This window comes from Mycobacterium sp. SMC-2 (assembly GCF_025263485.1).
Classification (GTDB): Bacteria; Actinomycetota; Actinomycetes; order Mycobacteriales; family Mycobacteriaceae; genus Mycobacterium.
In genome coordinates, this window is record NZ_CP079863.1 from 1,809,083 (window position 1) to 1,835,892 (window position 26,810).

At 67.2% G+C, this 26,810-nt stretch carries 19 protein-coding genes, 1 pseudogene and 1 riboswitch; of the genes and pseudogenes, 8 read left to right on the top strand and 12 right to left on the bottom strand.

What is annotated here, in order from left to right; genetic code table 11:
• Position 1 precedes the first annotated feature (1 nt).
• Genes KXD96_RS08615 through KXD96_RS08625 form a run of 3 tightly spaced genes read right to left on the bottom strand, consistent with a single transcriptional unit; the run spans position 2 to position 3,272 of the window.
• Complete coding sequence (locus KXD96_RS08615) at positions 2-736, bottom strand: class I SAM-dependent methyltransferase (RefSeq protein WP_260744182.1); 735 nt, start codon at positions 734-736, stop codon at positions 2-4.
• Positions 733-1,884: a homoserine O-acetyltransferase gene (locus KXD96_RS08620; protein WP_260744183.1), complete on the bottom strand. Its 1,152-nt coding sequence runs from the start codon at positions 1,882-1,884 to the stop codon at positions 733-735. The genes KXD96_RS08615 and KXD96_RS08620 overlap by 4 nt, the downstream gene beginning before the upstream one ends.
• 11 nt (positions 1,885-1,895) lie before the next feature.
• Complete coding sequence (locus tag KXD96_RS08625) at positions 1,896-3,272, bottom strand: bifunctional o-acetylhomoserine/o-acetylserine sulfhydrylase (RefSeq protein ID WP_260744184.1); 1,377 nt, start codon at positions 3,270-3,272, stop codon at positions 1,896-1,898.
• 147 nt (positions 3,273-3,419) lie between these two features.
• A riboswitch (SAM riboswitch) is annotated at positions 3,420-3,536 on the bottom strand.
• A gap of 143 nt (positions 3,537-3,679) precedes the next feature.
• Here KXD96_RS08625 and KXD96_RS08630 point away from each other — a divergent pair.
• Entirely contained in the window at positions 3,680-5,917 is a 2,238-nt protein-coding gene (locus tag KXD96_RS08630; protein ID WP_260744185.1) for an NADP-dependent isocitrate dehydrogenase, read from the top strand.
• A 31-nt stretch (positions 5,918-5,948) separates the two neighbouring features.
• A complete protein-coding gene (locus tag KXD96_RS08635; RefSeq protein ID WP_260744186.1) occupies positions 5,949-7,172 on the top strand; it encodes an NADP-dependent isocitrate dehydrogenase in 1,224 nt (407 codons plus the stop codon).
• Here the strand turns inward: KXD96_RS08635 and KXD96_RS08640 are convergent.
• Positions 7,165-7,962, bottom strand: a complete 798-nt coding sequence (locus KXD96_RS08640) for an alpha/beta fold hydrolase (protein ID WP_260745281.1) — start codon at positions 7,960-7,962, stop codon at positions 7,165-7,167. The genes KXD96_RS08635 and KXD96_RS08640 overlap by 8 nt on opposite strands.
• Positions 7,963-8,132: 170 nt before the next feature.
• On the opposite strand from KXD96_RS08640, the gene trpS reads away from it, so the two are divergent.
• Together trpS and yhjD are read left to right on the top strand one after the other, a co-directional pair.
• Positions 8,133-9,152, top strand: a complete 1,020-nt coding sequence (gene trpS, locus KXD96_RS08645) for a tryptophan--tRNA ligase (protein ID WP_260744187.1) — start codon at positions 8,133-8,135, stop codon at positions 9,150-9,152.
• 8 nt (positions 9,153-9,160) lie between these two features.
• Entirely contained in the window at positions 9,161-10,189 is a 1,029-nt protein-coding gene (gene yhjD, locus KXD96_RS08650) for an inner membrane protein YhjD (protein WP_260744188.1), read from the top strand.
• Here the strand turns inward: yhjD and nagA are convergent.
• On the bottom strand, positions 10,186-11,319 hold the full coding sequence (nagA, locus tag KXD96_RS08655) for an N-acetylglucosamine-6-phosphate deacetylase (RefSeq protein ID WP_260744189.1): 1,134 nt from the start codon (positions 11,317-11,319) through the stop codon (positions 10,186-10,188). The two genes, yhjD and nagA, sit on opposite strands and share 4 nt — an antisense overlap.
• Positions 11,313-12,647 carry a sugar porter family MFS transporter gene (locus tag KXD96_RS08660; protein WP_260744190.1) on the bottom strand — a complete coding sequence of 445 codons (1,335 nt, stop codon included), beginning with the start codon at positions 12,645-12,647 and terminating at the stop codon, positions 11,313-11,315. The genes nagA and KXD96_RS08660 overlap by 7 nt, the downstream gene beginning before the upstream one ends.
• Positions 12,648-12,779: 132 nt before the next feature.
• Between KXD96_RS08660 and KXD96_RS08665 the strand changes: the two genes are divergently transcribed.
• Entirely contained in the window at positions 12,780-14,099 is a 1,320-nt protein-coding gene (locus KXD96_RS08665; protein ID WP_260744191.1) for an MFS transporter, read from the top strand.
• A 6-nt stretch (positions 14,100-14,105) separates the two neighbouring features.
• Here the strand turns inward: KXD96_RS08665 and KXD96_RS08670 are convergent, their stop codons facing one another.
• From KXD96_RS08670 to KXD96_RS08680, 3 genes are all read right to left on the bottom strand, one after another.
• Positions 14,106-16,982, bottom strand: a complete 2,877-nt coding sequence (locus KXD96_RS08670; protein WP_260744192.1) for an RND family transporter — start codon at positions 16,980-16,982, stop codon at positions 14,106-14,108.
• Complete coding sequence (locus KXD96_RS08675; RefSeq protein ID WP_260744193.1) at positions 16,979-17,416, bottom strand: MmpS family protein; 438 nt, start codon at positions 17,414-17,416, stop codon at positions 16,979-16,981. Before KXD96_RS08675 ends, KXD96_RS08670 begins: the two co-directional genes overlap by 4 nt.
• A 133-nt stretch (positions 17,417-17,549) precedes the next feature.
• Positions 17,550-18,788 carry a D-alanyl-D-alanine carboxypeptidase family protein gene (locus tag KXD96_RS08680; protein ID WP_260744194.1) on the bottom strand — a complete coding sequence of 413 codons (1,239 nt, stop codon included), beginning with the start codon at positions 18,786-18,788 and terminating at the stop codon, positions 17,550-17,552.
• Between the two features lie 135 nt (positions 18,789-18,923).
• Here KXD96_RS08680 and KXD96_RS08685 point away from each other — a divergent pair, with 135 nt between their 5' ends.
• Entirely contained in the window at positions 18,924-19,217 is a 294-nt protein-coding gene (locus KXD96_RS08685) for a hypothetical protein (protein ID WP_313901628.1), read from the top strand.
• Between the two features lie 91 nt (positions 19,218-19,308).
• A pseudogene (locus KXD96_RS08690) lies at positions 19,309-20,514 on the top strand (MFS transporter); the annotation flags it as partial.
• A gap of 32 nt (positions 20,515-20,546) precedes the next feature.
• Here the strand turns inward: KXD96_RS08690 and KXD96_RS08695 are convergent.
• A complete protein-coding gene (locus KXD96_RS08695; protein WP_260745282.1) occupies positions 20,547-23,399 on the bottom strand; it encodes an RND family transporter in 2,853 nt (950 codons plus the stop codon).
• 165 nt (positions 23,400-23,564) lie between these two features.
• A complete protein-coding gene (locus tag KXD96_RS08700) occupies positions 23,565-24,887 on the bottom strand; it encodes an aspartate aminotransferase family protein (RefSeq protein WP_260744197.1) in 1,323 nt (440 codons plus the stop codon).
• A 146-nt stretch (positions 24,888-25,033) separates the two neighbouring features.
• Here KXD96_RS08700 and KXD96_RS08705 point away from each other — a divergent pair, with 146 nt between their 5' ends.
• Positions 25,034-25,936, top strand: a complete 903-nt coding sequence (locus tag KXD96_RS08705; RefSeq protein WP_260744198.1) for a sigma-70 family RNA polymerase sigma factor — start codon at positions 25,034-25,036, stop codon at positions 25,934-25,936.
• Here the strand turns inward: KXD96_RS08705 and KXD96_RS08710 are convergent.
• The gene (locus KXD96_RS08710) at positions 25,880-26,689 is read right to left on the bottom strand and encodes an aspartate/glutamate racemase family protein (RefSeq protein WP_260744199.1); all 810 of its coding nucleotides are present in this window, start codon (positions 26,687-26,689) and stop codon (positions 25,880-25,882) included. The two genes, KXD96_RS08705 and KXD96_RS08710, sit on opposite strands and share 57 nt — an antisense overlap.
• Between the last annotated feature and the right edge of the window lie 121 nt (positions 26,690-26,810).

Here is a 26,810-nt window from a genome sequence, read left to right on the forward strand (position 1 = left end):
CCTACTCGGCCAGTGTCGCCCGGATGCACACGGTGACATAGGGCAGCGCCAGCCCGGTCGCATTCGCCAGCGCCGGATGGGTGGCCAGCAACCCACGCACCTCGTCCAGCGTCCTGGTGCGGACCTCGGTCGGCGAGGTGATGCAGTAGCTGCGTGATGCGACCAGGTCGATCAGGGCTTGCGGCGTAAGGTAATTCGTCCACTCGACCTGGTGGCGTTCAGGCTCGGTGAACGACTCGGACAGCGTGACGTCGAAGCGGCCCCGGTCACCGTCGGAGCCGATGATCTCGCCCAGCTCCCGCACCCAGCCCAGCCGCTCGTCGCGGGTGTTCCACACCAGGCCCAGCCGCCCGCCCGGCCGCAGCACGCGGGCCACCTCCGGAATGGCGCGTTCGGGGTCCACCCAGTGCCACGCCTGCGCCACCAGCACGACGTCAACGCTGTTGTCCGGCAACGGGATCTCCTCCGCGGTGCCCAGCAGCGCCCGGGTCTCCGGCAGCGAGGTGCGCAACACTTCCAGCATGTCGGGAATCGGGTCGACGGCGACCACGTCCAGCCCGCGTTCCACCAGCCGGGTGGTCAGCTTGCCGGTGCCCGCACCGAGGTCCAGCACCTGGCGCGCGCCGCGCGGCAGCAGCCAGTCGATGGCCTCCGGCGGATAGGACGGGCGTCCACGCTCGTAGGCCGCGGCGGCCGAACCGAACGACAGGGAGCGGTCTTGGCGAGAGCGGGTCACCGCCGACACGTGCCTTCGGCCTCGCCGGTCTGGAGGGCCAAGTCCAGCGTCTTGCGGATCAGCTCGCCGACCGCTTCGGATTCCACCAGGAAGCCGTCGTGCCCGCAGATGGACTCGACGACGTGCAGGCCGCTGCAGCCCGGCAACAGCTCGGCGAGCTCCTGCTGCAGCCGCAGCGGGTAGAGCCGGTCGGAGGTGATGCCGCCGACCACGGCCGGCACCGGGCAACCGGTCAGGGCGTTGCGCACCCCGCCGCGGCCGCGGCCGACGTCGTGGCTGTTCAGCGCCTCGGTGAGGGTGACGTAGCTGCCCGCGTCGAAGCGGGCCAGCAGCTTGTCGCCCTGGTGTTCCAGGTAGCTCTGCACCGCGTAACGGCCGCCGTTCGCCGGGTCCTCGGCGCCCTGCGAGTCGTTGCCGAACCGGGTGTCGAGCTCCGCTTCCCCGCGGTAGGTCAGGTGGGCGAAGCGCCGGGCGATGGTCAGGCCGGTGTCCGGGGTGCGCCCCGTGTCGTGGTAATCACCGCCCTGCCAGTTCGGGTCGGCCTTGATGGCCGCGATCTGCGTGGTCTGCGTGCCGATCTGGTCCGCGGTCGCCCGCGCCCCGACCGCCAGCAGCAGCCCGGCCCGGACCCGGTCGGGGTGGCCGACCATCCACTCCAAAGCCCTTGCGCCGCCCATGGATCCGCCGACCACGGCGGCCACCTCGTCTATCCCCAGTGCGGCCAGCGCGGCGATGTCGGCCTCCACCTGGTCGCGTATCGAGATCTTCGGAAACCTTGAGCCCCAAGGCTTTCCATTCCGGGCCAGCGAGCTGGGGCCGGTCGAGCCGCGGCAACCGCCCAGCACGTTGGTGGCCACCGCGCACCAGCGGTCGGTGTCGATCGGCGCGCCCGGCCCGGCCACCCCGTCCCACCAGCCGCCGGTGGGATGCCCGGGCCCGGCGGGCCCGGTGATGTGCGAGTCACCGGTCAGCGCGTGCAACACCACCACCACGTTGTCGCGGGTCGGCGACAGCTCGCCCCAGCGCTGAACGGCGATGCACACGTCGTCGATCACCGCGCCGCTCTCGGTGGTCAGCGAGCCGATGTGCACCAGGCCGATCTCGCCTTCGGCCGGCAGCGTCTGGGTGGGGACGTCGGAGATCGTCATCGCCGGGCCCCTTAGAACGCCGCCACGGCTTGCGGGTCGGAGCCCGAGGTTTGCGCGTTCGCGCCGTACTTGCGCGCAGCGGCGAAGCCGAGATCCAGGTCGGCCAGGATGTCGTCGATGCCCTCGATCCCGACGGCCAGCCGCACCAGGCCCGGGCTGACGCCGGTGCTCAGCTGCTCCTGCGGGCTGAGCTGGGCGTGGGTGGTGGACGCCGGGTGGATGACCAGGGAGCGCACGTCGCCGATGTTGGCGACGTGGCTGTGCAGCTTCAGCGCGTTGACGAACGCCTTGCCGGCCTCGACGCCGCCGTCCAGCTCGAAGGCCAGCACCGCGCCGGTTCCCTTGGGCGCCAGCTTCTTTGCCCGCTCGTACCACGGTGAGCTGGGCAGCCCGGCGTAGTTGACCGACAAAACGCCGTCATGGCCGGCCAGGTACTCGGCCACCCGTTGCGCGTTGGCGACGTGGCGTTCCATGCGCAGGCTCAGCGTTTCGATGCCCTGGGCGACCAGGAACGCGTTGAACGGCGAAGCGGCCGACCCGAGGTCACGCAGCAGCTGCACGCGCGCCTTGAGCGCGTAGGCCGGCGGCCCGAGCTCGGCGAACACCACGCCGTGGTAGCTCGGGTCGGGCGTGGTGAACCCGGGGAAGCGGCCCTGCGTCCAGTCGAAGGTGCCGCCGTCGACGACGACGCCGGCGATCGCCGAGCCGTGCCCGCCGAGGTACTTGGTGGCCGAGTGCACCACGATGTCGGCGCCGTGGGCGAACGGCTGGATCAGGTACGGCGTGGCGATGGTGTTGTCGACGATCAGCGGTATCCCGTTGGCGTGCGCGACGCCGGCCACCCCGGGGATGTCCAGCACATCGATCTGCGGGTTGGAGATGGTCTCGCCGAAGAACGCCTTCGTGTTCGGGCGCACGGCGGCCTGCCAGGAGTCCAGATCGTCGGGATCCTCGACGAAGCTGACCTCTATGCCGAGCTTGGCCAGCGAATAGTGGAACAGGTTGTACGTGCCGCCGTAGAGCCGCGGGCTGGACACGATGTGATCCCCGGCACATGCGAGGTTCAATATGGCGAAGGTCTCAGCGGCCTGCCCGGAGCTCAGGAAGAGCGCCGCCACGCCGCCCTCGAGCGCGGCGATGCGCTGCTCGACGACATCGGTGGTCGGGTTGCCGATCCGGGTGTAGATGTTGCCCGGAACCTCCAGCCCGAACAGGGCCGCGGCGTGTGTGGTGTCGTCGAACGTGTAGGACGTGGTCTGGTAGATCGGCAGGGCGCGCGCGTTGGTGGCCGGGTCCGGTTGCTGGCCGGCGTGCACCTGCTTGGTCTCGAACGACCAGCGCGCGGTCGGGTCGGTGTCGTTGCTGGTGGTGCTGTTGTCGGGGCTCACGTGAGTTTGCTTTCTGCTTCGAGATCGGCGAATCGGGTATCGGGGTCGCGGTCAGCAGCGACACACGAGTCGACACATGAGCCGATCCGACGGAGCTTGATATGTGCACATCACGTCTTCCCCTCTAGTCAGGGGTCCGTTATGGCGGACCCGCGCTTGCCGCGCAGCCTGTGGCTACTAGACCTGGTCATCACCCGGGGCACCCCACCGCGGTTGGAGGGTTGCCGGCCAGCAAGCCGGGGCTTGACGCTGGCGCTCATGACCAATACGGAGACTATCTTACTGTGCCGACTTCGTGCCAATGCAGCTGGACACCTGCCCAAACGCCCTTGATAACGTGGCAGGAAGAACGCTGACTCCCCAGATCTGACTGATAATCGAAGGTTTTCCACGCCGGAAGAGAGACCGTGAGCGCCGAACAGCCGACCGTCATCTACACACTGACCGACGAGGCGCCGCTGCTGGCGACCTACGCGTTCCTGCCGATCGTGCGGGCCTTCGCCGAGCCGGCGGGCATCGAGATCAAGACCAGTGACATCTCCGTGGCGGCCCGGATCCTCGCCGAGTTCCCCGAACACCTGACCGAAGAGCAGCGGGTCGGCGACAACCTGGGCGAGCTGGGCCGGCTGACGCAGCTCGCCGACACCAACATCATCAAGCTGCCGAACATCAGCGCCTCGGTGCCCCAGCTGATCGCCGCCGTCAAGGAGCTGCAGGGCAAGGGTTTCAAGGTTCCGGACTTTCCGCAGAGCCCGAAGACCGACGAGGAGAAGGAAATCCGCGCTCGCTATGGCAAATGCCTGGGCAGCGCGGTCAACCCGGTGCTGCGCCAGGGCAACTCGGACCGGCGCGCCCCCAAGGCCGTCAAGGAGTACGCGCGCAGGCACCCCCACAGCATGGGGGAGTGGTCGCCGGCCTCGCGCACTCATGTCGCAACCATGCGGCACGGCGACTTCTACCACGGTGAGAAGTCGATGACGCTGGACCGCGCGCGCAACGTGAAGATGGTCCTTGCAACCAAGAGTGGTAAGACCCTCGAGCTCAAGCCCAGGGTCGAGCTGCGCGAGGGCGACGTCATCGATTCCATGTTCATGAGCAAGAAGGCGCTGGTCGAGTTCTACGAGGAACAGATGCAGGACGCCTACGAGACGGGCGTGATGTTCTCGCTCCACGTCAAGGCGACGATGATGAAGGTCTCCCACCCCATCGTCTTCGGCCACGCCGTGAAGGTGTTCTACAAGGACGCCTTCGCCAAGCACCAGGAGCTCTTCGACGAACTCGGCGTCGACGTCAACAACGGACTGGTGGATCTCTACAGCAAGATCGAGTCGCTGCCCGCGTCGCTGCACGAGGAGATCATCCGCGACCTGCACGCCTGCCACGAACACCGCCCCGAGCTGGCGATGGTCGATTCGGCCAAGGGCATCAGCAACTTTCATTCGCCCAGCGACGTGATCGTGGACGCGTCGATGCCGGCGATGATCCGCGCCGGCGGCAAGATGTGGGGCGCCGACGGGCGGCCGAAGGACACCAAGGCCGTCAACCCCGAGTCGACCTTCTCCCGCATCTACCAAGAGATCATCAACTTCTGCAAGACCCACGGGCAGTTCGACCCGACGACGATGGGCACCGTGCCCAACGTCGGCCTGATGGCGCAACAGGCCGAGGAGTACGGCTCGCACGACAAGACATTCGAGATCCCCGAAGACGGCGTCGCCGACATCGTCGACCTCGACACCGGGGAAGTGCTGCTGACCCAGAACGTGGAAGAAGGCGACATCTGGCGGATGCCCATCGCCACCGACGAAGCGATCCGCGACTGGGTCAAGCTGGCCGTCAACCGGGCGCGAAACTCGGGCATGACGGTGGTGTTCTGGCTGGACACCGAGCGGCCGCACGAGGTCGAGCTGCGCAAGAAGGTCAAGAAATACCTGAAGGAGCACGACACCGAGGGCCTGGAGATCCAGATCATGCCGCAGGTGTGGGCCATGAGGTACACGCTGGAGCGCGCGATGCGCGGGCAGGACACCATCGCCGCGACCGGAAACATCCTGCGCGACTACCTCACCGACCTGTTCCCCATCCTCGAGCTGGGCACCAGCGCCAAGATGCTGTCCATCGTGCCGTTGATGGCCGGCGGCGGCATGTACGAGACCGGGGCGGGCGGCTCGGCGCCCAAGCACGTCCACCAACTGCTCGAGGAGAACCACCTGCGCTGGGATTCCCTCGGCGAATTCCTCGCCCTGGGTGCGTGTTTCGAAGACATCGGCATCAAGACCGACAGCGAGCGCGCCAAGATCCTGAGCAAGACGCTGGACGCGGCGATCGGCAGGCTGCTGGAGAACGACAAGAGTCCGTCGCGCAAGGCCGGCGAGCTCGACAACCGCGGCAGCCAGTTCTACCTGGCGCTGTACTGGGCGCAGGAACTTGCGCAATGCGACGACGAGGAGCTGCGCCGGCACTTCGCCGCGCTGGCCGACTCGCTGCGCGAGAACGAGGACACCATCGTGGCCGAGCTCGCCGAGGCGCAGGGCGAGACGGTCGACATCGGTGGGTACTACTACCCGGACAGCGAGAAGACGACTGCAGTGATGCGGCCGAGCAAGACGTTCAATGAAGCGCTAGCCGCTTCGCAAGGCTCGTAACGTGTGGGCCGCGAGATAGGGAGTTGACCCGATGTCCGACAAGATCAAGGTCAAGGGTCCGGTTGTAGAGCTCGACGGTGACGAGATGACCCGCGTCATCTGGAAGTTCATCAAGGACATGCTGATCCTGCCGCACCTCGACATCAACCTGGAGTACTACGACCTCGGCATCGAGAACCGCGACCGCACCAACGACCAGGTGACCATCGACGCCGCGTATGCCATCAAGCGGCACGGCGTGGGCGTCAAGTGCGCCACCATCACCCCCGACGAGGCCCGCGTCGCCGAATTCAACCTGAAGAAGATGTGGCTGTCGCCCAACGGCACGATCCGAAACATCCTGGGCGGCACCATCTTCCGCGAGCCGATCGTCATCTCCAATGTGCCGCGGCTGGTGCCGGGCTGGACCAAACCGATCGTCATCGGTCGTCACGCGTTCGGCGACCAGTACCGGGCGACGAACTTCAAGGTGGACAAGCCGGGCACCGTGACCATCACGTTCACCCCGTCCGACGGCAGCGAGCCGATGGTGCACGAGGTGGTGTCCATTCCCGACGACGGCGGCGTCGTGATGGGGATGTACAACTTCAAGGAATCCGTCCGGGACTTCGCCCGCGCCTCGCTGGCCTACGGCCTGAACGCCAAGTGGCCGGTGTACCTGTCCACCAAGAACACCATCCTCAAGGCCTACGACGGCATGTTCAAGGACGAGTTCCAGCGCATCTACGAAGAGGAGTTCAAGGACAAGTTCGAGGCCGAGGGGCTGACCTACGAGCACCGGCTGATCGACGACATGGTCGCGGCCTGCCTCAAGTGGGAGGGCGGCTACGTGTGGGCCTGTAAGAACTACGACGGGGACGTCCAGTCCGACCTCGTCGCGCAGGGCTACGGCTCGCTGGGGCTGATGACTTCGGTGCTGATGACCGCCGACGGCAAGACGGTCGAGGCCGAAGCGGCGCACGGCACCGTCACCCGGCACTTCCGCCAGTACCAGGCCGGGAAGCCGACCTCGACCAACCCGATCGCCTCGATCTTCGCCTGGACGCGGGGGTTGCAGCACCGCGGCAAGCTCGACAACACCCCGGAGGTGATCGAGTTCGCGCAGACGCTGGAGGACGTGATCGTCGAGACGGTCGAGAGCGGGAAGATGACCAAGGACCTCGCCATCCTCATCGGCCCCGACCAGGAATGGCAGCAGAGCGAGGAGTTCCTCAACTCGATCGCCGAGAACCTGGAAAAGAAGCTGGCTAACTAGCCGAGGGGTTGGCGCCCCGGGTCGCCGGCGTGCACTCGTCGAGGAAGTCGACGATCACCTCGGTGACGCGCTCCGGCGCCTCGAACATCGGGATGTGCCCCACGCCGTCGAGCTTGGTGACCTGGTGGTCGTCGGGCAGGTGCGTGGTGAAATGCCGGCTGAACCTGGGTGCGGGCACGATCCGGTCCTTCTCGCAGATCACCAGGTGCGCCGGGACGGCGTTCTCGGCCAGCTCCCGCAGCCCGTGCAGCGCCAGCGACTTGCCCAGCAGTTGGAAGTAGGCGGGGCAGTGGACGACGTCGTCGATGCAGCCGAGCAGTTGAGCGTCGCTGACCCCGTCGGGCGTCGCGCTGATCGCGTAGGTGGCCAGCCGGCGGCTGAACGGCAGGCGCATCACCTTCGGGCCGAACAGCCAGGCCAGTATCAGCAGCGGGATGCCCAGGACGAACTTGGCGATCACCTCGAACTTGGCCGGGCTCCATCGCGTCCATCCACCCGCCGGGGCGATGCCCATCACGCTGCGCGCCCGCCCGCGCCGCTCGAGTTCGAACGCGACCCAACCGCCGAGCGAGTTGCCCACGATGTGGGCGGTGTCCCAGCCCAGCTCGTCCATCTGGTGCTCCACGTGGTCGGCCAGCACCGCCGAGGACAGCAACCAGGTGCCCGCGGGCGGCCCGCCGTTGTGGCCGGCCATCGTCGGGGCGAAAACCTCGTACCGCCCGGTGTCGGCCAGCCGCCGGGCGACGTCCTCCCACACCGCCTGGGACAGCAGGAACGGGTGCAGCAACAGGACCGGCTCTCCCGAGCCGAGGTGGATCGGTGGCCGCGTCCCCGTGTTGGTGTTCGTCCCCATACCCGCGACATTAAAGCCGGTACCGCCGGTACCGCAACCGAGCGGCTCGCGGACGTGAAGCTGGCCGTGGGTTCCCGGAAAGGGTCGCGTGAAAAGATCGGTGCATCATGAGCACCGCTACCGGATCCCGCCGGATTTTCTCCGGCGTGCAGCCGACCTCCGATTCGCTCCACCTCGGGAACGCTCTGGGCGCCATCACCCAGTGGGTCGCGCTGCAGGACGATCACGAGGCCATGTTCTGCGTGGTCGACCTGCACGCCATCACCATTCCCCAGGATCCCGAGGCGCTGCGCCGGCGGACCCTGGCCACGGCCGCCCAGTACCTGGCGCTGGGCATCGACCCCGCCCGCAGCACCGTGTTCGTGCAGAGCCACGTGCCCGCCCACTCCCAGCTGGCCTGGGTGCTGGGCTGCTTCACCGGTTTCGGGCAGGCCTCGCGGATGACTCAGTTCAAGGACAAGTCGGCCCGCCAAGGCGGCGAAGCCACCACCGTGGGCCTGTTCACCTATCCGGTGTTGCAGGCCGCCGACGTCCTGGCCTACGACGCCGAGCTGGTGCCGGTGGGCGAGGACCAGCGCCAGCATCTCGAGCTGGCGCGCGACGTGGCGCAGCGCTTCAACAGCCGGTTCCCCGACACGTTCGTGGTTCCCGACCTGCTGATCCCCAAGGCCACCGCCAAGATCTACGACCTACAAGACCCGACGTCGAAGATGAGCAAATCGGCCGCCACCGACGCCGGCTTGATCAACCTGCTCGACGATCCCGCCGTGTCCGCGAAGAAGATTCGTTCGGCGGTGACCGACAGCGAGCGCGAGATCCGCTTCGACACCGACGCCAAGCCCGGGGTGTCAAACCTGCTGACCATCCAGTCGGCGGTCACCGGCACCGGCATCGACGAGCTCGTCAAGGGTTACGCCGGACGGGGTTACGGCGACTTGAAGAAGGACACCGCCGAGGCGGTCGTCGAGTTCGTCGGTCCGATCAAGGCCCGCGTCGACGAATTGCTGGCTGACCCAGCCGAATTGGAGGGGGTGCTCGCGGCGGGAGCGGAGCACGCCGAGGATATCGCCGGCAAAACCGTTCGGCGGGTCTACGATCGGCTAGGGTTCCTTCCGCAACGAGGGTGAGTCTCACCATGAGCGAGCCGGCCAAGGCGGGCATCCTCGATCGGCTGCGGGCCCGGCACGGATGGCTCGACCACGTCCTGCGCGCATACCAGCGGTTCGACGGCCGCAACGGCGGCTTCTTCGCGGCCGGCCTCACCTATTACACGATCTTCGCGTTATTCCCATTGCTGATGGTGGGTTTCGCGGCCTTCGGGTTCATCCTGTCCCGGCGGCCCGAGCTGCTGAGGACGATCGACGACCACATCCGGTCGCAGGTGACCGGACCGCTGGGCGATCAGCTGCTGGACCTGATGAACTCGGCGATCGACGCGCGGGCGTCGGTGGGGATCATCGGCCTGGCCACCGCGGTCTGGGCGGGCCTGGGCTGGATATCGCATCTGCGGCAGGCGTTGACGGAGATGTGGTGGGAGGAGCGCATCGAGTCGCCGGGCTTCGTGCGCAACAAGCTCTCCGACCTGTTGGCCATGCTCGGGACGTTCGCGGTCATCATGGCCACGGTCGGTCTGACGACTGTCGGCCATGACGCCCCGTTGGCCGCGCTGCTGAAATGGTTTGGGATACCGGAGCTTGTGGTCTTCGACTGGCTTTTCTGGCTGCTGTCGATCGTGATCTCGACGGCGGTGTCGTGGTTGCTGTTCGCCTGGATGATCGCCCGGCTGCCGCGCGAGAAGGTCAGCCTGGCCGATTCGATGCGGGCCGCGCTGATCGCGGCCGTCGGCTTCGAAGCGTTCAAGCAGGCGGGCTCCGTATACCTGCGCGTGGTGCTGCGCAGCCCGGCGGGCGCCACCTTCGGGCCGGTGCTGGGCCTGATGGTATTCGCCTACATCACCTCGTATCTCGTGCTCTTCTGTACCGCGTGGGCGGCGACGGCATCCGATCACCCGCGAACCCGCCATGTGGCGCCTCCCGCGCCGGTGATCATCGCCCCGCGGGTGCAACTGGACGAGGGGATCAGAGCGCGGCAGACGCTGACCGCGATGGCGATGGGAGCCGTTGGGGCGCTGGCCCTTTCCCGCGTCAAGCGGTGGCTGCGCTAGCCGCGCACCCGCCAGCGGCCCGCCACCATGACCGCCCTCACCCGCAGATCGCTATCCAGCACAACGAGATTGGCGTCATAGCCGGCACTCAGGCTGCCCACCCGCTCGAGGCCGAGGGCCCGCGCCGGCGTGGCCGAGGTAGTCTGCGCCGCGACGGCCAGGCCCGCATCGGCATGCACGCTGCGAAAGAGCTGGTCCATGGTGGCGGTGCTGCCCGCGATCGTCGACGTCCCGCGCACCCGTGCCACGCCGGACACGACGTCGATGGCCGTGGTGCCGAGGCGGAACGCCCCGTCGCCGCGCCCCGCCGCGGCGATGGCATCGGTGACCAAGGCGACCCGCTCGGGTCCCGCGGCCCCGATCACCGCGTGCACGACGGCCGGCTGCACGTGCACGCCGTCGGCGATCAGCTCCACGGTGACGCCCGGATGGCGGAGCAGGGCGAGCGCGGGCCCGGGCTCGCGATGGTGCATCGGCGGCATCCCGTTGAACAGGTGGGTGCCGACCGTGGCGCCCAGGGCGATGGCGCGCTCGGTCTGCTGGTACGTGGCGTCCGTATGCCCCACCGCCACAACGACCCCGGCGTCGAGAAAGCGCCGGATCGCCCCGTCCGCACCGGGCAGCTCGGGCGCCAGCGTGACCATCCGGACCGCGCCGCCGCCCGCGTCCAGCACGGCGTCGATCTCTCCCGGATCCGGGTAACGCATCTGGGCGGGGTCGTGCGCCCCGCAGCGGGCCCGGCTCAGCCACGGCCCCTCCAGATGGACGCCCGCGACCGTGCCGCGCCGGGCGGCTTCGGCGGCCGCCCGTACGCCGGCGAGCAACTCCGCGGGCGAGGTGGTCACCAGGCTGGCGAGGGTCGTCGTGGTGCCGTGCCGCAGGTGGAATTCCGCCGCCGCGGCGATGCCGGCGCCGTCGAGGTCGGCGTCGGTGTAGGAAGCCCCGCCGCCGCCGTGCACGTGCATGTCGATGAAGCCGGGCACCACAGTGCAATCCGGGAAGTCCGCGTCGGCCGGGCGGGGCGCGGGGCCCGCGCCGCAGGCCAGGATCCGCCCGTCGTCCGTCTGCAGCCAGCCCGGCCGGTGCGCCTGCCCGTCGAGCACCATGGTGCCCGCGGCGATCGTTACCATCGGCCGCCCTTCTCCCAGAAGTGCCGGATCTCCTCCAGCTGGCGGCCCTTGGTCTCGGGCGCATACCGGTAGACGACGGCGAACGCGACCACCGCCAGGGACGCGAACACCGCGAAAGTGCCTGCGCCGCCCAGGGAATGCAGCATGGTCAGGAACACGGCGGCGACGATGGCGTTGGCCACCAGGTTGGAGGTGAGCATCGTGCTCGACCCGATGGACCGCAGCCGGGACGGGAAGCTCTCGCTGGCGTACACCCAGCCCAGGGAGCCGAACCCCATGGTGTAGCCGATGATGAACAGCAGTATGCCGGCGAACCCGAGGACCGCACCGTCGATGCCCCGCCCGAACACGGCCATCAGCACGACGTCGGCGGCGATCATCATGGCGATGCCGGACAACAGGATTGGGCGCCGGCCCACCCGGTCGACGAGGAGCAGCGACGCGCCCACCGCCGCCAGTCCGGCGACCTGAACCAGGGCGGGCAGCCCCAGCAGCGCGAAGTTGCCCGTGAAGCCCATGGCCTCGAATATCCGCGGGCAGTAGTAGATGATCGCGTTGATGCCGGTGATCTGGATCAGGAAGCCGAGCGTGATCACGAAGGCGGTGGCCCGCGAATACGGTGGCCGCAGCATCTCCGACCAGCCGCCGCCGGCCTCGCCGAGGGCGCGACCGATCTCGGCAAGCTCGTCATCGACCTGGGCCGTGGGCTCCACGCGCAGCAGCGCCCGGCGGGCATCGTCCAGGCGGCCCTTCAGCACGTACCACCGTGCCGTGTCGGGCGCCCGCATCAGCAACGGCAGCAACAGCAGTGCGGGCACGGTGGCCAGGCCCAGCATCCAGCGCCAGCTGTGGGTCCCCGCCAGCAGATATCCGGTGAGGTAGCCGACGATGAGTCCGCTGACGATGGCCAGCTGATAGGCCGTCAGCAGCGAGCCGCGCACCGCCGTCGGAGCCGATTCCGCCACGTACACCGGAACCACCACCACGGCCACGCCGAGTGTCAACCCCAGCAGGAGCCGGGCCGTCAACAGCATCGGCAGGGACACCGAGAGCGCGCCGAGCAGCGCGAACGCCGCGTAGGCGACCAGGAGCAGCACCACCGACTTCTTGCGCCCGATGGCGTTGGCCAGCACGCCCGCGCCGAGCGCCCCGGCGATCTGCCCGATCACCACCATCGTCGTCAGCAGTTCCTGTTGCCGCGTGGACAGCCCGAAGTCCTCGGTGACGTACAGCTGCGCGCCGGCGATGATGGACAGGTCGTAGCCGTAGATGAGGCCGACGCTGGCGGCGGTCAATCCAACCAATAGGCCGCCCCGGGCGTTGGTCATCTGGGTGAGTCTAGTGTCGCGCTCCGGCTGCTCATTGGGCCCTTGTCCGCCAATCGGAGGACTCACAATTCCACCCCCGGCATCCGATCGGTGGATGTTTCCCACTCTTCACCGGATCTAAATTCTTTTGTTATGTCCGTCACGCACGCACCCTCCTTGGCGCAGAGAAGCCCGTTCGGGCGATTGCTGTCCCAGGGCACGCTCTACACGGCAGGGATGCAGCTGAGCAATTGCGCCGTCGTGCTGCCGATAATTTGCGCCCACCAGGGCCTCGGCTGGGCGGCCGGGCTGATTTTCCCCTTGTACGGAATGGGCGCGCTCACGGGAAATTCGATCTCGCCCGCGGTCATGCAGCGCTCGGGCCGGATGCGCCACCTGCTGCTCGCGGCGGTCGGAGCGACCGTTGCGGCCATGGTGCTGCTCGACGCCGTCATTCCCTGGACGGGCGGTTTGACCGCCGCGGTGTTCCTGCTCACCTGCGTGGTCAGCGGAGTTGTCGTCGGGATCGGCTGCGTCGCGTACCCCGACCTGGTCTCCAACAAGCTGTCCGCATCGCGGCGTGGGGAGCTGCTGCTAACCCAGGGCGCGACCGGGTCGGTGCTGGCCACCACCACCGCGTTGCTGGTGGTGCCGATGCTGGCGCACGGCAACGAAATGACGTATCGCCGCGACCTGCTGTGGCTGGGCGCGACGGGCCTGGCCGCATCCGGCATCGCGGCGCTGTTCGTCGGCCCGATGCGGTCTGGGTCGATCACCACGCGGATGTCCGTACGAGACACCTACCGCCAGGGCTTCGCGGTCGCCCGTACCCAGCCGTGGTTCCGCCGGTATGTCATCACCTACCTGTTGTTCGCTCCAGTCAACCTGGGCACGTTTTTCTACACCCTGCGCATCGCTCACCAGAGCGGGAGTGTGCGCGTGCTGGTGATCCTGTCCAGCGTCGGACTGGTCGTCGGTTCGGCGCTGTGGCGCAAGTTTCTCCGCCTCTTCGGAGTGCGCGGCATGATGCTGGGCAGCGCCCTGCTCGGTGTCGCCGCCATCGTGCTGTGCATCGTGGCCGAGTCGAGCGGCCAGTGGTCCCACATGTGGGCGTACGGCACCGCCTTCTTCCTGGCGACCGTGGCCGGTCAGGCCATCTTCCCCTCGGCGATATCGTGGATCAGCGTCGTCGCCGCCGAAGAGCACCGCGGGACACTGATCGGCTTCGCCTCGACCCTGTTCAATGTCGCATCCGCAGCGTTGGGGGCCGCCCTCGGCGCAATCGCCCAGGTTCACACCACGGTCTGGCCGGACGTCATCATGCTGCTCCTGGGCATCGCCACCGTTGTGGCGGCTCTGGGGGCGCCGGCGGCGGAGAAGCGGCGGGCAGTCGTGCGCCGCCTGCGCACGGTGGCAAGCCCGGAGCGGCCGCTCTCGGCGATGGCACCGGCGCCCTGCCTGCAGGCCGCCTAGGGTCGCCTAGGGTCGCGCCGTCTCCGGCGACTTCTCGGGAGGCGTGAGCAACAGGGCGCGCACCAATCGGCGGGCCGCGTAGGGCCGCAGCATCTGACTCGCGGGCCGCGGGCGCACCCGTAGCGGCCACCAGAACCAGCGGCCGAGCAGCGCGGCGATGGACGGCGTCATGAACGAGCGCACGATCAGGGTGTCGAACAGCAGGCCCAGGCCGATGGTGGTGCCGATCTGACCGATGATCTGCAGATCGCTGAACACGAACAGCGACATCGTCACGGCGAAGACCATGCCGGCGGCGGTCACCACCCCACCGGTGCCGGCCATCGCGCGGATGATTCCGGTGTTCAAGCCGGCGCCGATTTCCTCTTTGAGCCGCGAGATCAGCAACAGGTTGTAGTCCGAGCCCACCGCCAGCAACAGGATCACCGACATCGCCAACACCAGCCAATACAGGTTGATGCCAAGAATGTCCTGCCACAGCAGCACGGACAGGCCGAACGAGCAGCCCAGGGACAGCAGCACCGTCCCCACGATGACCGCGGCGGCAATCAGGCTCCGGGTGACGATCATCATGATGATCAGAATGAGGCTGATCGCGGCCACTCCGGCGATCAGCAGATCGTAGAAAGCGCCCTCCTGGATGTCCCGGTACATCGAGGCGGTGCCGCCCAGCGAGATCGCGGCGCCCTGCAGGGGGGTTCCCTTTATCGCCTCTTTGGCCGCCTGCTGGATCGGCTCGACGCGCGAGATGCCCTCGGGCGTCGCGGGATCGCCGTCCAGGGAGACGATGAAGCGGGCCGCCTTGCCATCCGGCGACAAGAACATCTTCAACCCGCGCTTGAAATCCGGATTGTCGAAGGCCGACTGGGGCAGGTAGAACGAATCGTCCACCTGGGCGGCGTCAAAGACCCGGCCCATCGCGCCGGGATCTTTGCTGTTCATCTCCTGTTCCTTGTAAAACGAGACCAGGGTGCCGTGCCAGACCACCAGCATGTCGCGCATGATGGTCATCGTCGAAATCATCGGCAGCATCTGCGCCCGCATCTCCGGCAGGAGCCGGGTGAGGACGTCCAGGTCCGTGACGAGGCCCTCCAATTTCTGGCTCAGCTGGTCGATGTTGTCGAAGGTGTCGAACACCGACCGGATGGCCCAGCAGGCGGGGATGTCGTAGCAATGTCTTTCCCAGTAGAAATAGCTGCCGATCGGTCGCAGGAAGTCCGAGAGGTCCGCCAGGTGGTCCCTGATGGTGTCGGTGATGTTCGACATGTCGTGGGTGAGGTGATCCATGTCGACGGTGTTGTCGACGATCTGACCCATCAGGTCATACATGTGCTTCATGGTTTCGATGGACACCGTCATGGCCTGCTGCTGCACCACCATGTCGTCCAATCGGTCCTTCATGAATTGCATGTTCTCGGCATTCGCAATGCCCTGCATGCTGATGATGAAGGGGATCGAAGTGTGTTTGATCGGCGTTCCCAGGGGCCGGGTTATCGCCTTCACCTGTGCGATTCCGGGGCTGTGAAAGATGGCTTTCGCGATCTTGTCCAGGACGAGCATGTCCACCGGGGTGCGCATGTCGTGGTCGGTCTCGATCAACAGCACGTCGGGGTTCAGCCGGGCCGGCGAGAAGTGTCGAGCCGCGGCCGCAGCCCCGACATTGGACGGCATGCTGGCCGGCATGAATCTGCGCAGATCGTAGGTCGTCCGGTAACTCGGCAGCGCCAGCAGGCCGATGGAGGCCACCGCGCACGTCGCCGCGAGCACCGGGCCGGGCCAACGGACGATCGCGGTCCCCACGCGGCGCCAGCGCCGAGTGGCCATCCTCCGCCTGGGGTCGAAGAACCCGAAGAAGCTGGCGACGGTGAGCGCCGCGGGTCCGAGCGTGAGCGCGGCGAGGACCGCGACCAACATGCCCACCGCGCAGGGCGGGCCGAGCGACTTGAAGTACGGCAGCCGGGCGAAGCTCAGGCACAACATGGCGCCGGCGATGGTCAGGCCCGAGCCCAGGATCACGTGCGCGGTCCCGCGAAACATGCTGAAGAATGCGGCATTCCGGTCTTCGCCCGCGTAGCGCGCCTCGTGGTAACGGCCGAGCATGAAAATCGCGTAGTCCGTGCTGGCGGCGATCGCCAGCAGCGTGAGCAGATTGACCGCGAAGGTCGAGAGGCCAAAGACGTTGTGGTGGGCCAGAAAACTGACGACTCCCCGGATCGCCCCCAGCTCGATCCCGACCATGGCGAGCACGAGGATCATCGTGACCACGGATCGGTAGATGAAGAGCAACATCACCGCGATCACCGCCCCGGTGATCAACGTGACCCTTGCGATGCTTTTGTCGCCGGCCTCCGACTGATCGGCGATCATCGCTGTCGAGCCGGTCACGTATGCCTTGAGCCCGCGCGGCTTCGGCGTGGTGTCCACGATATGCCGCACGGCGTACACCGAGTTGTACGCCGCCGTTTCGCTGTTGCCGGCGAGATAGACCACGGCATACGCAGCTTTGTCGTCGGGGCTCTGCGATCCCCCGGCGGTCAGCGGATCACTCCAGAAGTCCTGGATGTGCGCGACATGCTTGGTATCGGCCGAAAGGCGTCGCATCAGCTCCTTGTAGAAGCGGTGAGCGTCATCGCCGAGTGGTTTGCTGTCCTCCAGCACTATCGTGGCCGCGTTGTCCGAACCGGTCTCTTTGAACACCTCTCCGATGCGCCTCAGCGCCTGAATGGAAGCGCCCCCCGCGGGGCTCATCGAAACCGAGTGCGCTTTGCCGACCACTTCCAGTTGCGGGATCGCGATGTTGAGAACGGCGGTGAGCCCCAGCCATAACAGGACGATCGGCACCGCAAACCGGCGGATCAGCTGTGGAACAAGCGATTCGCTCATCCGGCGTTCACCTGGCAGAAGGTCAACGCCTTCGGTCCGGTCTGGGACCGTTCGTCCTTGGTTTCGCCGTTCACCATGATGCGGCAACCGATCTCGCTGCCGGTGCTTTGCGCCAACAGGTTGACGGTGACCGATGTCAGCGTCGTCGTCACAGTTTGCGACCACGGCAGCGGAATGTTTTCCAGGCGTTGCACGTGCGCCTCGGGATCCAAATAGGCGATCTTTGCGGTCGCGGCGGGGCCAAAGACTTCATAGGTCACGCGTTTCGGGTCGAATAACGGATCCTCGAGATCGGCCTTGACCCTGACAACGGGGTGTCCGTGAACGCCGAACATGCTGTGGAGACGGTAGATACCGAACCCCGCGACTCCGGCAATGGCGACAACGGCCAGCAGCAACCACATTCGCTTCACGGCTCTGGTAACCGAATTCATTTTTTACCCTCGCGCTTTGCCCCGCGCCGCAATTTCATGTTCCGTGCGTTAGCGACGTAGACGCTACCGCCGACGGGCAAAACCATCGGCGGATTTGCGCGAATCGTTATACGGCGCGGCACCGCGCCGCCGTCTAATGCTGGGGTCGGCGGTTCATCGAGCGCGCGACCATGATCAGGCTGAGCACGATGAGCGCTCCGATGACGGCTACGCCCACCCGGATCGGCAGCGCATCGGCCGATCCCATGAGCCCGGCGGCCTGCGCGCCGTTGCCCTGTCGGTCGGCGGCGGCGTCACGCTTGGCGGGCGCCAGCGAGGGGTCGGGTTCGATCAGGTTGCCGACCTGGGTGCCCTGCGGCGTGCTGAATCCGTAGTCCAGCAGGTGTGCAGCCTGCTCCCACGGGGCGATCGGCTGCCGCGTCCCGTGCAGCAGCACGGCCATCAAGCGTCGCCCATTGTGGTTGGCCGCGCCCACGAAGGTCTGGCCGGCGTCGTCGGTGTAACCGGTCTTGCCGCCCAGCGCGCCCGGGTACTTGTAGAGCAGCTGGTTGTCGTTTTCCAGTTCGTAGCCGGGGCTGTCGCCGTGGCCGGGAAAGTCGAACGTCCGCGTCGCGACAATGTCGGCGAAAGTCGGGTTCTGCCAGGCATATCGGTAGAACAGGCCGATGTCGTAGGCCGACGTGCTCATGCCGGGCCCGTCCAGACCGGACGGCGTCGCCGCCCGGGTGTCCTTACCGCCGAGCTTGGCGGCCAGCACGTTGATCTTCTCCACCGCCTGCTGCATCCCGCCGAGCTGCATGGCCAGCGCGTGCGCGGCGTCGTTGCCGGAGTGCATGAGCAGGCCATGCAGCAGCTGGTTGACGGTGAACACCCCGCCTTCTTCGACGCCGACCTTGGTGCCCTCGGCGGCGGCGTCCTCGGCGGTGCCGGGCACCGACTTGTTCAGGTTGAGCGCGTTGATGGACACCATCGCGACCAGCACCTTGATGATGCTGGCGGGGCGGTGCCGGCCGTGCGGGTCCTTGGCCGCGATCACCGCGCCGCTGTCCAAGTCCGCAACCAACCACGCGTCGGCGGAGACATCCGTGGGCAACGGCGGCGTGTCGGGCGCGGCGACGATGCCGCAGCTGCCCAGCGCCTCGCCGCCGACCGGCTTGGGCGGCACCGCCAGCGGGAGCGGCGGGTCGCCGGCCTGCGGAACCTCCGACGAATCGACCGCGGGTGGGGTGTTCACCTTGAAGGGGCAGTTCGCGGGGGCGGCGTTGGGTTCGGCGCCGGGCTCGGCTGTAGCGATCGGCGCGGCCAGCGTCGCCGGGGCGGCGCCCAGGAAAAGGGCCGCTGCCAGGCACGATGCGGGGCGGAGGAAGTTCATTGCTTGTGCAGACTAGGCGATCGCGCGCGCGATTCGAAGGAGCCGCGCTGTGACTGGTGAGACGGAAGTTAAGAAGCGGCCGTCAGCCGATGGTCGGCTCCAACCCCTACACTGTCGGCTATTCCAAACAATCGGTTGTGGTCTCGCTTGCGGGGTTCCCGCGATGGTGCCGGCGCGTCGGGTCCGCGCCCGCTGAAGCACCTGCTCAAGCGGGTCGAGCAGGCGACGCAGGTCCGGCGCTCGGGGCTCGACCGGGCGTTGGTGGAGTTGCAGCTGCATCGTGACGCGACACCCGATGCCGAGCTGCGTTCTGCGCTCGCCTGGCTTTGTAACGCCGTCTCGCGGTTCTCGAAGGAGCCGACCGCCCCGCGGGCCCGGGAGGTGGCGTTGGCGGTCGACGCCGTCAAGCGGCTTCCCGCCGCCGGCTGAGCGGTTCCCCCAATCGGGGGACATGCAATTCGTCCGGTGGTGTCCGATCGGAGGATAGTTCTGCCTGCTCAGCGCCCATAATGTCGGCGTCATGGCCGTGTTACTGCAGGGGGCTTCAGCGCAGACGAACCCGTTCCCGCGCCTGCCTTCCCAGGGCGCCTTTTACACCGCCGGGATGCAGTTCAGCAATGGAGCCGTGGTGCTGCCGTTCATCTGCGCACACCTGGGCCTCACCTGGCTGGCCGCGTTGCTGTTTCCGGCGTACGGGCTGGGCTCCATCGTGGGAAATTCCATGTCGCCGGCGGTCCTGCAGCGGGTGGGCCAGATGCGGCACCTGCTGCTGGCGGCGATGGCGGCGAGCGCGGCCGCGCTGATCCTGTGCGACTCGGTGATCCCCTGGAATGGCCTGCTCGCGGCGGTGGTATTTCTGCTGACGAGCGCCGGGGGCGGAGTGATCGTCGCGGTCTCCAATGTCGCCTACCCCGACACGGTCTCCAGCAAGCTGTCCGCGTTGAAGCTGCTGATGGTCCAGGGGGCCATCGCGTCGGTGGTCGCCACCGTTGTCGCGCTGTTCGTCGTGCCCGGGTTGGCCACCGGCGACAAGATGGCGTTGCACCGAGACCTGCTGTGTCTGGGCGCATTCGGACTGGCGGCCTCCGGCTTCGCGGCACTGTTCGTCGGGCCGGCGCGGTCCACGTCGATCGCCCCAAAGATGTCCGTGCGCGACACCTGCCGGCGGGGCTTCGCGGTCGCCCGGTCCCAGCCGTGGTTTCGCCGCTATGTGATCACGTGCCTGTTGTTTGCCCCGCTCACCCTGGGCACGACCTTCTACGCCCTGCGTACCGCGCACCAGAGTGGCACGTTGCATGTGCTGGTGTTTTTATCCAGCAGCGGACTGGTCATCGGTTCCGCGCTGTGGCGCAAGGTCTACCAGCTGTTCGGAGTGCGCGGCATGCTGCTGGGCAGTGCCCTGCTCAGTGTGGCCGCCGCCGTGGCGTCCATCGTGGCCCAGTTGTGCGGGCAGTGGTTCCACATGTGGGCCTACGGCACTGTGTTCTTACTGGCGACGGTGGCCGCCCTGGCCGTCTTCGCCGCGGCGATATCGTGGATCAGCGTGGTCGCCGCCGAACCCCACCGCGGGACGCTGATCGGCTTTTGCTCGACGCTGCTGGCCATCGAAACCACGGTGCTGGGCGGTGCCCTCGGCGGCATCGCACAGAAACACTCCACGGTCTGGCCGGTCGTCGTCGTGCTGATCCTGGCCGTCGCCGCCGCCGTGGCGGCACTGGGCGCGCCCGCGTCGGAGCCGCGGTGCGCGGCGGTGCCCGCCTAGGGCAGGGCCGTCGGCGGTGACTCCTCTGCGGGCGTGAGCAACAGGGCGCGCACCAATCGGCGGGCCGCGTAGGGCCGCAGCATCTGACTGGCGGGCCGCGGGCGCACGGGATGCGGCCACCAGAACCAGCGGCCGAGCAGCGCGGCGATGGACGGCGTCATGAACGAGCGCACGATCAGGGTGTCGAACAGCAGGCCCAGGCCGATGGTGGTGCCGATCTGACCGATGATCTGCAGATCGCTGAACACGAACAGCGACATCGTCACGGCGAAGACCATGCCGGCGGCGGTCACCACCCCGCCGGTGCCGGCCATCGCGCGGATGATTCCGGTGTTCAAGCCGGCGCCGATTTCCTCTTTGAGCCGCGAGATCAGCAACAGGTTGTAGTCCGAGCCCACCGCCAGCAACAGCATGACCGACATCGCCAACACCAGCCAGTACAAATCCTTGCCGAGAATGTCCTGCCAGAGCAGCACGGACAGGCCGAACGAGGAGCCCAGGGACAGCAGCACCGTCCCCACGATGACCGCGGCGGCGATCAGGCTGCGGGTGACGATCATCATGATGATCATGATGAGACTGATCGCGGCCACGGCGGCGATCAGCAGATCGTAGGTGGCGCCCTCTTGCAGGTCTTTGAACGTCGCGGCGACGCCGCCGATGGCGATCGCGGCGCCCTGCATGGGAGTTCCCTTCATCGCCTCTCTTGCCGCCTGCTGGATCGGTTCGACGCGCGTGATGCCCTCGGGCGTCGCGGGATCGCCGTCCAGGGAGACGATGAAGCGGGCGGCCTTGCCGTCCGGCGACAAGAACATGCTCAGGCCGCGCTTGAAATCCGGATTGTCGAAGGCCGACTGGGGCAGGTAGAACGAATCGTCCACCTGGGCGGCGTCAAAGTCCCGGGCCATCGCGCCGGGATCTTTGCTGTTCATCTCCTGTTCGGTGTAGAAGGTCGAAAGTGTGCCGTGCCAGACGACCAGGATGTCGCGCATGGTGGTCATCGACGAAATCATCGGCAGCATCTGCGCCCGCATCTCCGGCAGGAGCCGGGTGAGGACGTCCAGGTCCGTGACGAGGCCCTCCAATTTCTGGCTCAGCTGGTCGATGTTGTCGAAGGTGTCGAACACCGACCGGATGGCCCAGCAGGCGGGGATGTCGTAGCAATGTCTTTCCCAGTAGAAATAGCTGCCGATGGGCCGCAGGAAATCCGATAGGTCCGCCAGGTGATCCCTGATGGTGTCGGTGATGTCCGACATGTCGTGGGTGAGGTGATCCATGTCGACGGTGTTGTCGACGATTTCGCCCATGATTTGGTACATGCGCTGCATCGTTGCGATCGATACATCCATCGCGCGCTCCTGGACGACCATGTCGTCCAGTCGGTCCTTCGTGAATTGCATGTTCTCGGCATTCATCACGGCTTGCATGCTGATGATGAAAGGAATCGAAGTCTGTTTGATGGACGTTCCCAGGGGCCGGGTTATCGACGTCACCTGGGCGATTCCGGGGCTGTGAAAGACGGCTTTCGCGATCTTGTCCAGGACCAGCATGTCCACCGGATCCCGCATGTCGTGATCGGATTCGATCAAAAGCACCTCGGGGTTCAGCCGGGCCGGCGAGAAGTGCCGAGCCGCGGCCGCAGCCCCGACATTGGACGGCATGCCGGCGGACATGAACCTGCGCAGATCGTAAGTCGTCGTGTAATTCGGCAGGGCCAGCAGGCCGACCGACGCCACCAGGCAGGTCCCCACGAGCACCGGGCCGGGCCAGCGGACGATCGCGGTGCCCACGCGGCGCCACCGCCGTGTGTTCAGCCTCCGCCTGGGGTCGAAGAACCCGAAGAAGCTGGCGACGGTGAGCGCCGCGGGTCCGAGCGTGAGCGCGGCGAGGACCGCGACCAACATGCCCACCGCGCAGGGCGGGCCGAGCGTCCTGAAGTACGGCAGCCGGGCAAGGCTCAGGCATGACATGGCGCCGGCGATGGTCAGGCCCGAGCCCAGGATCACGTGCGCGGTCCCACGAAACATGCTGAAGAACGCGGCATTCCGGTCTTCGCCCGCGTAGCGCGCCTCGTGGTAACGGCCGAGCATGAAAATCGCGTAGTCCGTGCTGGCGGCGATCGCCAGCAGGGTAAGCAAGTTCGTTGCGAAGGTCGAAAGGCCGAAAACGTTGTGATACGCGAGAAAGGCGACGACCCCGCGAATCGCCCCCAGCTCGATGCCGACCATGACCAGAACGAGAACCATGGTGACCACGGATCGGTAGATGAAGAGCAACATCACCGCGATCACCGAGGTGGTGATCAGGGTGACCTTGGCCACGCTCTCGTCGCCGGCCTCAGTCTGATCGGCGATCAGCGCGTACGGACCGGTGACGTATGCCTTGAGCCCGCGTGGCGCCTGTGTGCTGTCCACGATGTGTCGGACGGCGTGAACCGAGTCGTATGCTTGCGTTTCGTTGGTGCCGACGAGGTACACCACGACGTACGCGGCCTTGCCATCCGGGCTTTGCGCTCCCCCTGCGGTCAGCGGATCACTCCAGAAGTCCTGAATGTGGGCGACGTGCCCGGTGTCCGCGGAAAGCTTGCGCATCAACTCGTTGTAGAACCGGTGCGCATCGTTATCGAGTGGCTTGTCGCCCTCCAGCACGATCGTCACCCGGTTGTTGGAATCGAACTCGTGGAACAGCTGACCCACCCGCATGATCGCCTGAACCGCAGCGGCGTCTTTCGGGCTCAGCGATACCGAGTGCGCTTTGCCGACCACTTCCAGCTGGGGGATGGCGATATTGAGAAAGGCGGTGAGCCCCAGCCATAACAGGACGATCGGCACCGCAAAGCGGGTGATCATCCGCGGCAGAAAGGGCGCGTTGCCCAGTCCGGTATTCACCCTGCCGCGGCTCCTTTAAGAGGTTCGGCTAGAGAGCGCCCATCGCGGCGAAGGTACACCTCCGATGGGCTATGGCAACTTGTATTTCGGCGAATCGTTATGTTTGTCGCCGTTCGGCGAGGGCGGCTACACCTCGCGGAGCACGCTGCGCAGGATGGATTCGATGGTGTCGAACTCGGCCTGACCGCTGATCAGCGGCGGCGCCACCTGGACGACGGGATCGCCGCGGTCATCGGCGCGGCAATACAGGCCCGCCTCGAACAGCGCGGGCGAGACGTAGCCGTGCAGCAGGCGTTCGCATTCCTGCGCGCTGAACGTTTCCTTGGTCGCCTTGTCCTTGACCAGCTCGATGCCATAGAAGTAGCCCTCGCCGCGGACGTCGCCGACGATCGGCAGGTCGTACAGCCGCTCCAGGGTGGCGCGGAAGGCCGAAGCGTGTTGCCTGACGCGGTCGTTGAGGCCCTCGCGTTCGAAGATGTCGAGGTTGGCCAGCGCCACGGCCGTCGAAACCGGGTGTCCGCCAAAGGTATAGCCGTGCGGGAAGATGGTGGCGCCGTCGTTGAACGGCTCGAACAATCGCTCGCTGGCGATCATCGCGCCCAGCGGCGAGTAGCCCGACGTCAGGCCCTTGGCGCAGGTGATCATGTCGGGCACGTAGCCGAAGTCGTCACAGGCGAACATCGAGCCGATCCGGCCGAACGCGCAGATCACCTCGTCGGAGACCAGCAGCACGTCGTATTCGTCGCAGATCTGGCGAACCCGTTCGAAATAGCCCGGCGGAGGGGGGATGGCGCCGCCCGCGTTCTGCACCGGCTCCAGGAACACCGCGGCGACGGTGTCGGGGCCCTCGAACTCGATCGCCTCGGCGATGCGGTCGGCGGCCCATCGCCCAAACGCCTTGGGGTCGTTGGCGAACGGCTCGGGGGCGCGGTAGAAGTTCGTGTTGGGCACCCGGAAGCCGCCCGGCGTCACCGGTTCGAATGGCGCCTTGTACGCCGGCAGGCCGGTGATCGCCAGGGCGCCCTGGGTGGTGCCGTGGTAGGCGATCGACCGCGAAATCACCTTGTGCTTACCGGGTTTGCCGGTCAGCTTGAAGTACTGTTTGGCCAGCTTCCACGCGGTTTCCACGGCCTCGGTCCCGCCAGTGGTGAAGAACACCCGGTTGAGGTCGCCCGGGGCGTAACGCGCGAGGCGCTCGGCGAGTTCGATGGCGGTCGGGGTGGCATAGCCCCAGAGCGGGAAGTACGCCAGCGTGCTCGCCTGCCGGGCCGCGACCTCGGCGAGTTCGGTGCGACCGTGGCCGACCTGGACGGTGAACAGCCCGGACAGCGCGTCGAGGTAGCTCTTGCCACGGTCGTCGAAGATCGTCACGCCGTCGCCACGGACGATGATCGGCGGCGTGATGCCGGCGCTGTGCCGGGCGAAGTGCAGCCACAGGTGCTCTGTCATGTTGTGTGCGAGCCTAACGCTGGGTTTCATGGCCCGGCTCCTTACTCGCGCCGTTCCGGCGCTCGCCGTCGCCGCGCTGGGTTTCATGGCCCGGCTCCTTACTCGCGCCTTTCCGGCGCTCGCCGTCGCCGCGCTAGGCTCGCTGCATGACCGCAGCGCAGCAGGTCAGCGAATTCGAGTCCCTGCGGCCGCATCTCATGTCGGTCGCCTACCGCCTCACCGGCACGGTGGCCGATGCGGAGGACATCGTGCAGGACGCCTGGCTGCGGTGGGTCGGGCAGGGCGCCGACATCACCGACCTGCGGGCCTGGCTGACCACCGTGGTGAGCCGGCTGGCCCTGGACAAGTTGCGCTCGGCCGCGCACCGGCGCGAGACCTACACCGGCAACTGGCTGCCGGAGCCGGTGGTGACCGATCTCGGCGGCGCGGATCCCCTGGCGGCCGTGGTGGCCCGCGAGGATGCCCGGTTCGCGGCGATGGTGGTGCTGGAGCGCCTCTCGCCCGATCAGCGGGTCGCGTTCGTGCTGCACGACGGGTTCGCGGTGCCGTTCGCCGAAATCGCCGACGTGCTGGGCACCACCGAGGCGGCCGCCCGGCAGTCGGCGTCGCGGGCCCGCAAGGCCGTCAGCGCCGAGCCACCGCCCGAGCCCGACCCGTCGCACGCCGAGGTGGTCGGCCGGCTGATGGCCGCGATGGCCGCCGGCGACCTGGACACCGTCGTTTCGCTGCTGCATCCCGACGTCACCTTCACCGGTGATTCGAATGGCAAGGCGCCCACCGCCGTTCAGGTCATCCACGGCCCGGACAAGGTGGTGCGGTTCATGCTGGGCCTGGCGCAGCGCTACGGGCCGGCGATGTTCAGCTCGTATCAGCTGGGACTGGTCAACGGCGAACTGGGGATCTACACGGCCGGCTGCCCCGCGTCCGACGGGTATCGGGAGATGATGCCGCGGATCACGGCGATCACCGTGCGCGACGGAAAGGTCTGCGCCCTATGGGATATAGCCAACCCGGAGAAGTTCACCGGCTCCCCGCTGCGACGGCCCTGAGGCCGGGTCGGCGCCGGTCGGGGCGGGATCCAGCAGCGCGCGACACGATTCGTCGACCAGCGCGCTCACGCTGTCGATGACGGGCTTACCCGCCATCTTCGTGTCGACCACACCGGAGAATTCGGCGCAGTCGAGCACCACCGCGTCCACGCCTTCGCTGAGGTTGGTGACGGCCCGCAGGAAGCTCGCGGGGACCGGGACCGGAGTCGCGGACCAGCGCAGTGACTCGATGAACCGGTCGATCACCTCCTGATCGTGGGCGGCCGGTGCCACGACGGTGATGCCGGCGTCGGCCAAGCCGCGCTCGTAGGCGGCGGAGGCCACCATGATGCTCGACGCGAGAAGGCCGACACGGCGGGCGTTCAGCCGTCGCAGCGCCTTACCCGTCGCTTCGACCATCCCGATGCACGTAGATGTGGCGATCGAGGGATCGACCGTGGTGGCGTTGCACGCGACGGCGATCACGTCCGCGCCGCTTCCAGCGAGGGATCGACATGTCCGGGCCACGAGATGCCGCAGCGCTTCGGAGTTCTCGGGCCGCACTGCGCCGGCCGAGGCCACCTCGACGAGACGCCGCTGCACCGAGATGCTGTGCACCACCACGTCCGGAGACGAACCGCCCGTGAGCGCCCGGTGCTTGTCGCACAGCAGTCGGTAGAACCGGGCGGTGGTGTGGGGGCCCAGCCCATCGACCACACCCAGCCGCCGTTGCCGCGCCGGCTGATGGGACGGGGGGGCGATGAGTTGGTCCATTTCGGTTCTCCCGGTCCGGTCCCGTGCGATGCGTTTCGCATCTTGGGCTCACGATAACTCTCCCCGTCAGCCCGGGCGATGTCTTTCCACCATTCGGCTCCTCGTTGCAGGATTCGTCTTT

Coding starts and splice junctions, on each gene's coding strand:
- KXD96_RS08620 (WP_260744183.1), bottom strand. CDS start 1,884: ATGACGATCTCCGACGTCCCCACCCAGACGCTGCCGGCCGAAGGCGAG.
- KXD96_RS08635 (WP_260744186.1), top strand. CDS start 5,949: ATGTCCGACAAGATCAAGGTCAAGGGTCCGGTTGTAGAGCTCGACGGT.
- trpS (WP_260744187.1), top strand. CDS start 8,133: ATGAGCACCGCTACCGGATCCCGCCGGATTTTCTCCGGCGTGCAGCCG.
- yhjD (WP_260744188.1), top strand. CDS start 9,161: ATGAGCGAGCCGGCCAAGGCGGGCATCCTCGATCGGCTGCGGGCCCGG.
- nagA (WP_260744189.1), bottom strand. CDS start 11,319: ATGGTAACGATCGCCGCGGGCACCATGGTGCTCGACGGGCAGGCGCAC.
- KXD96_RS08660 (WP_260744190.1), bottom strand. CDS start 12,647: ATGACCAACGCCCGGGGCGGCCTATTGGTTGGATTGACCGCCGCCAGC.
- KXD96_RS08665 (WP_260744191.1), top strand. CDS start 12,780: ATGTCCGTCACGCACGCACCCTCCTTGGCGCAGAGAAGCCCGTTCGGG.
- KXD96_RS08670 (WP_260744192.1), bottom strand. CDS start 16,982: ATGAGCGAATCGCTTGTTCCACAGCTGATCCGCCGGTTTGCGGTGCCG.
- KXD96_RS08675 (WP_260744193.1), bottom strand. CDS start 17,416: ATGAATTCGGTTACCAGAGCCGTGAAGCGAATGTGGTTGCTGCTGGCC.
- KXD96_RS08680 (WP_260744194.1), bottom strand. CDS start 18,788: ATGAACTTCCTCCGCCCCGCATCGTGCCTGGCAGCGGCCCTTTTCCTG.
- KXD96_RS08695 (WP_260745282.1), bottom strand. CDS start 23,399: ATGATCACCCGCTTTGCGGTGCCGATCGTCCTGTTATGGCTGGGGCTC.
- KXD96_RS08700 (WP_260744197.1), bottom strand. CDS start 24,887: ATGACAGAGCACCTGTGGCTGCACTTCGCCCGGCACAGCGCCGGCATC.
- KXD96_RS08705 (WP_260744198.1), top strand. CDS start 25,034: ATGACCGCAGCGCAGCAGGTCAGCGAATTCGAGTCCCTGCGGCCGCAT.
- KXD96_RS08710 (WP_260744199.1), bottom strand. CDS start 26,689: ATGGACCAACTCATCGCCCCCCCGTCCCATCAGCCGGCGCGGCAACGG.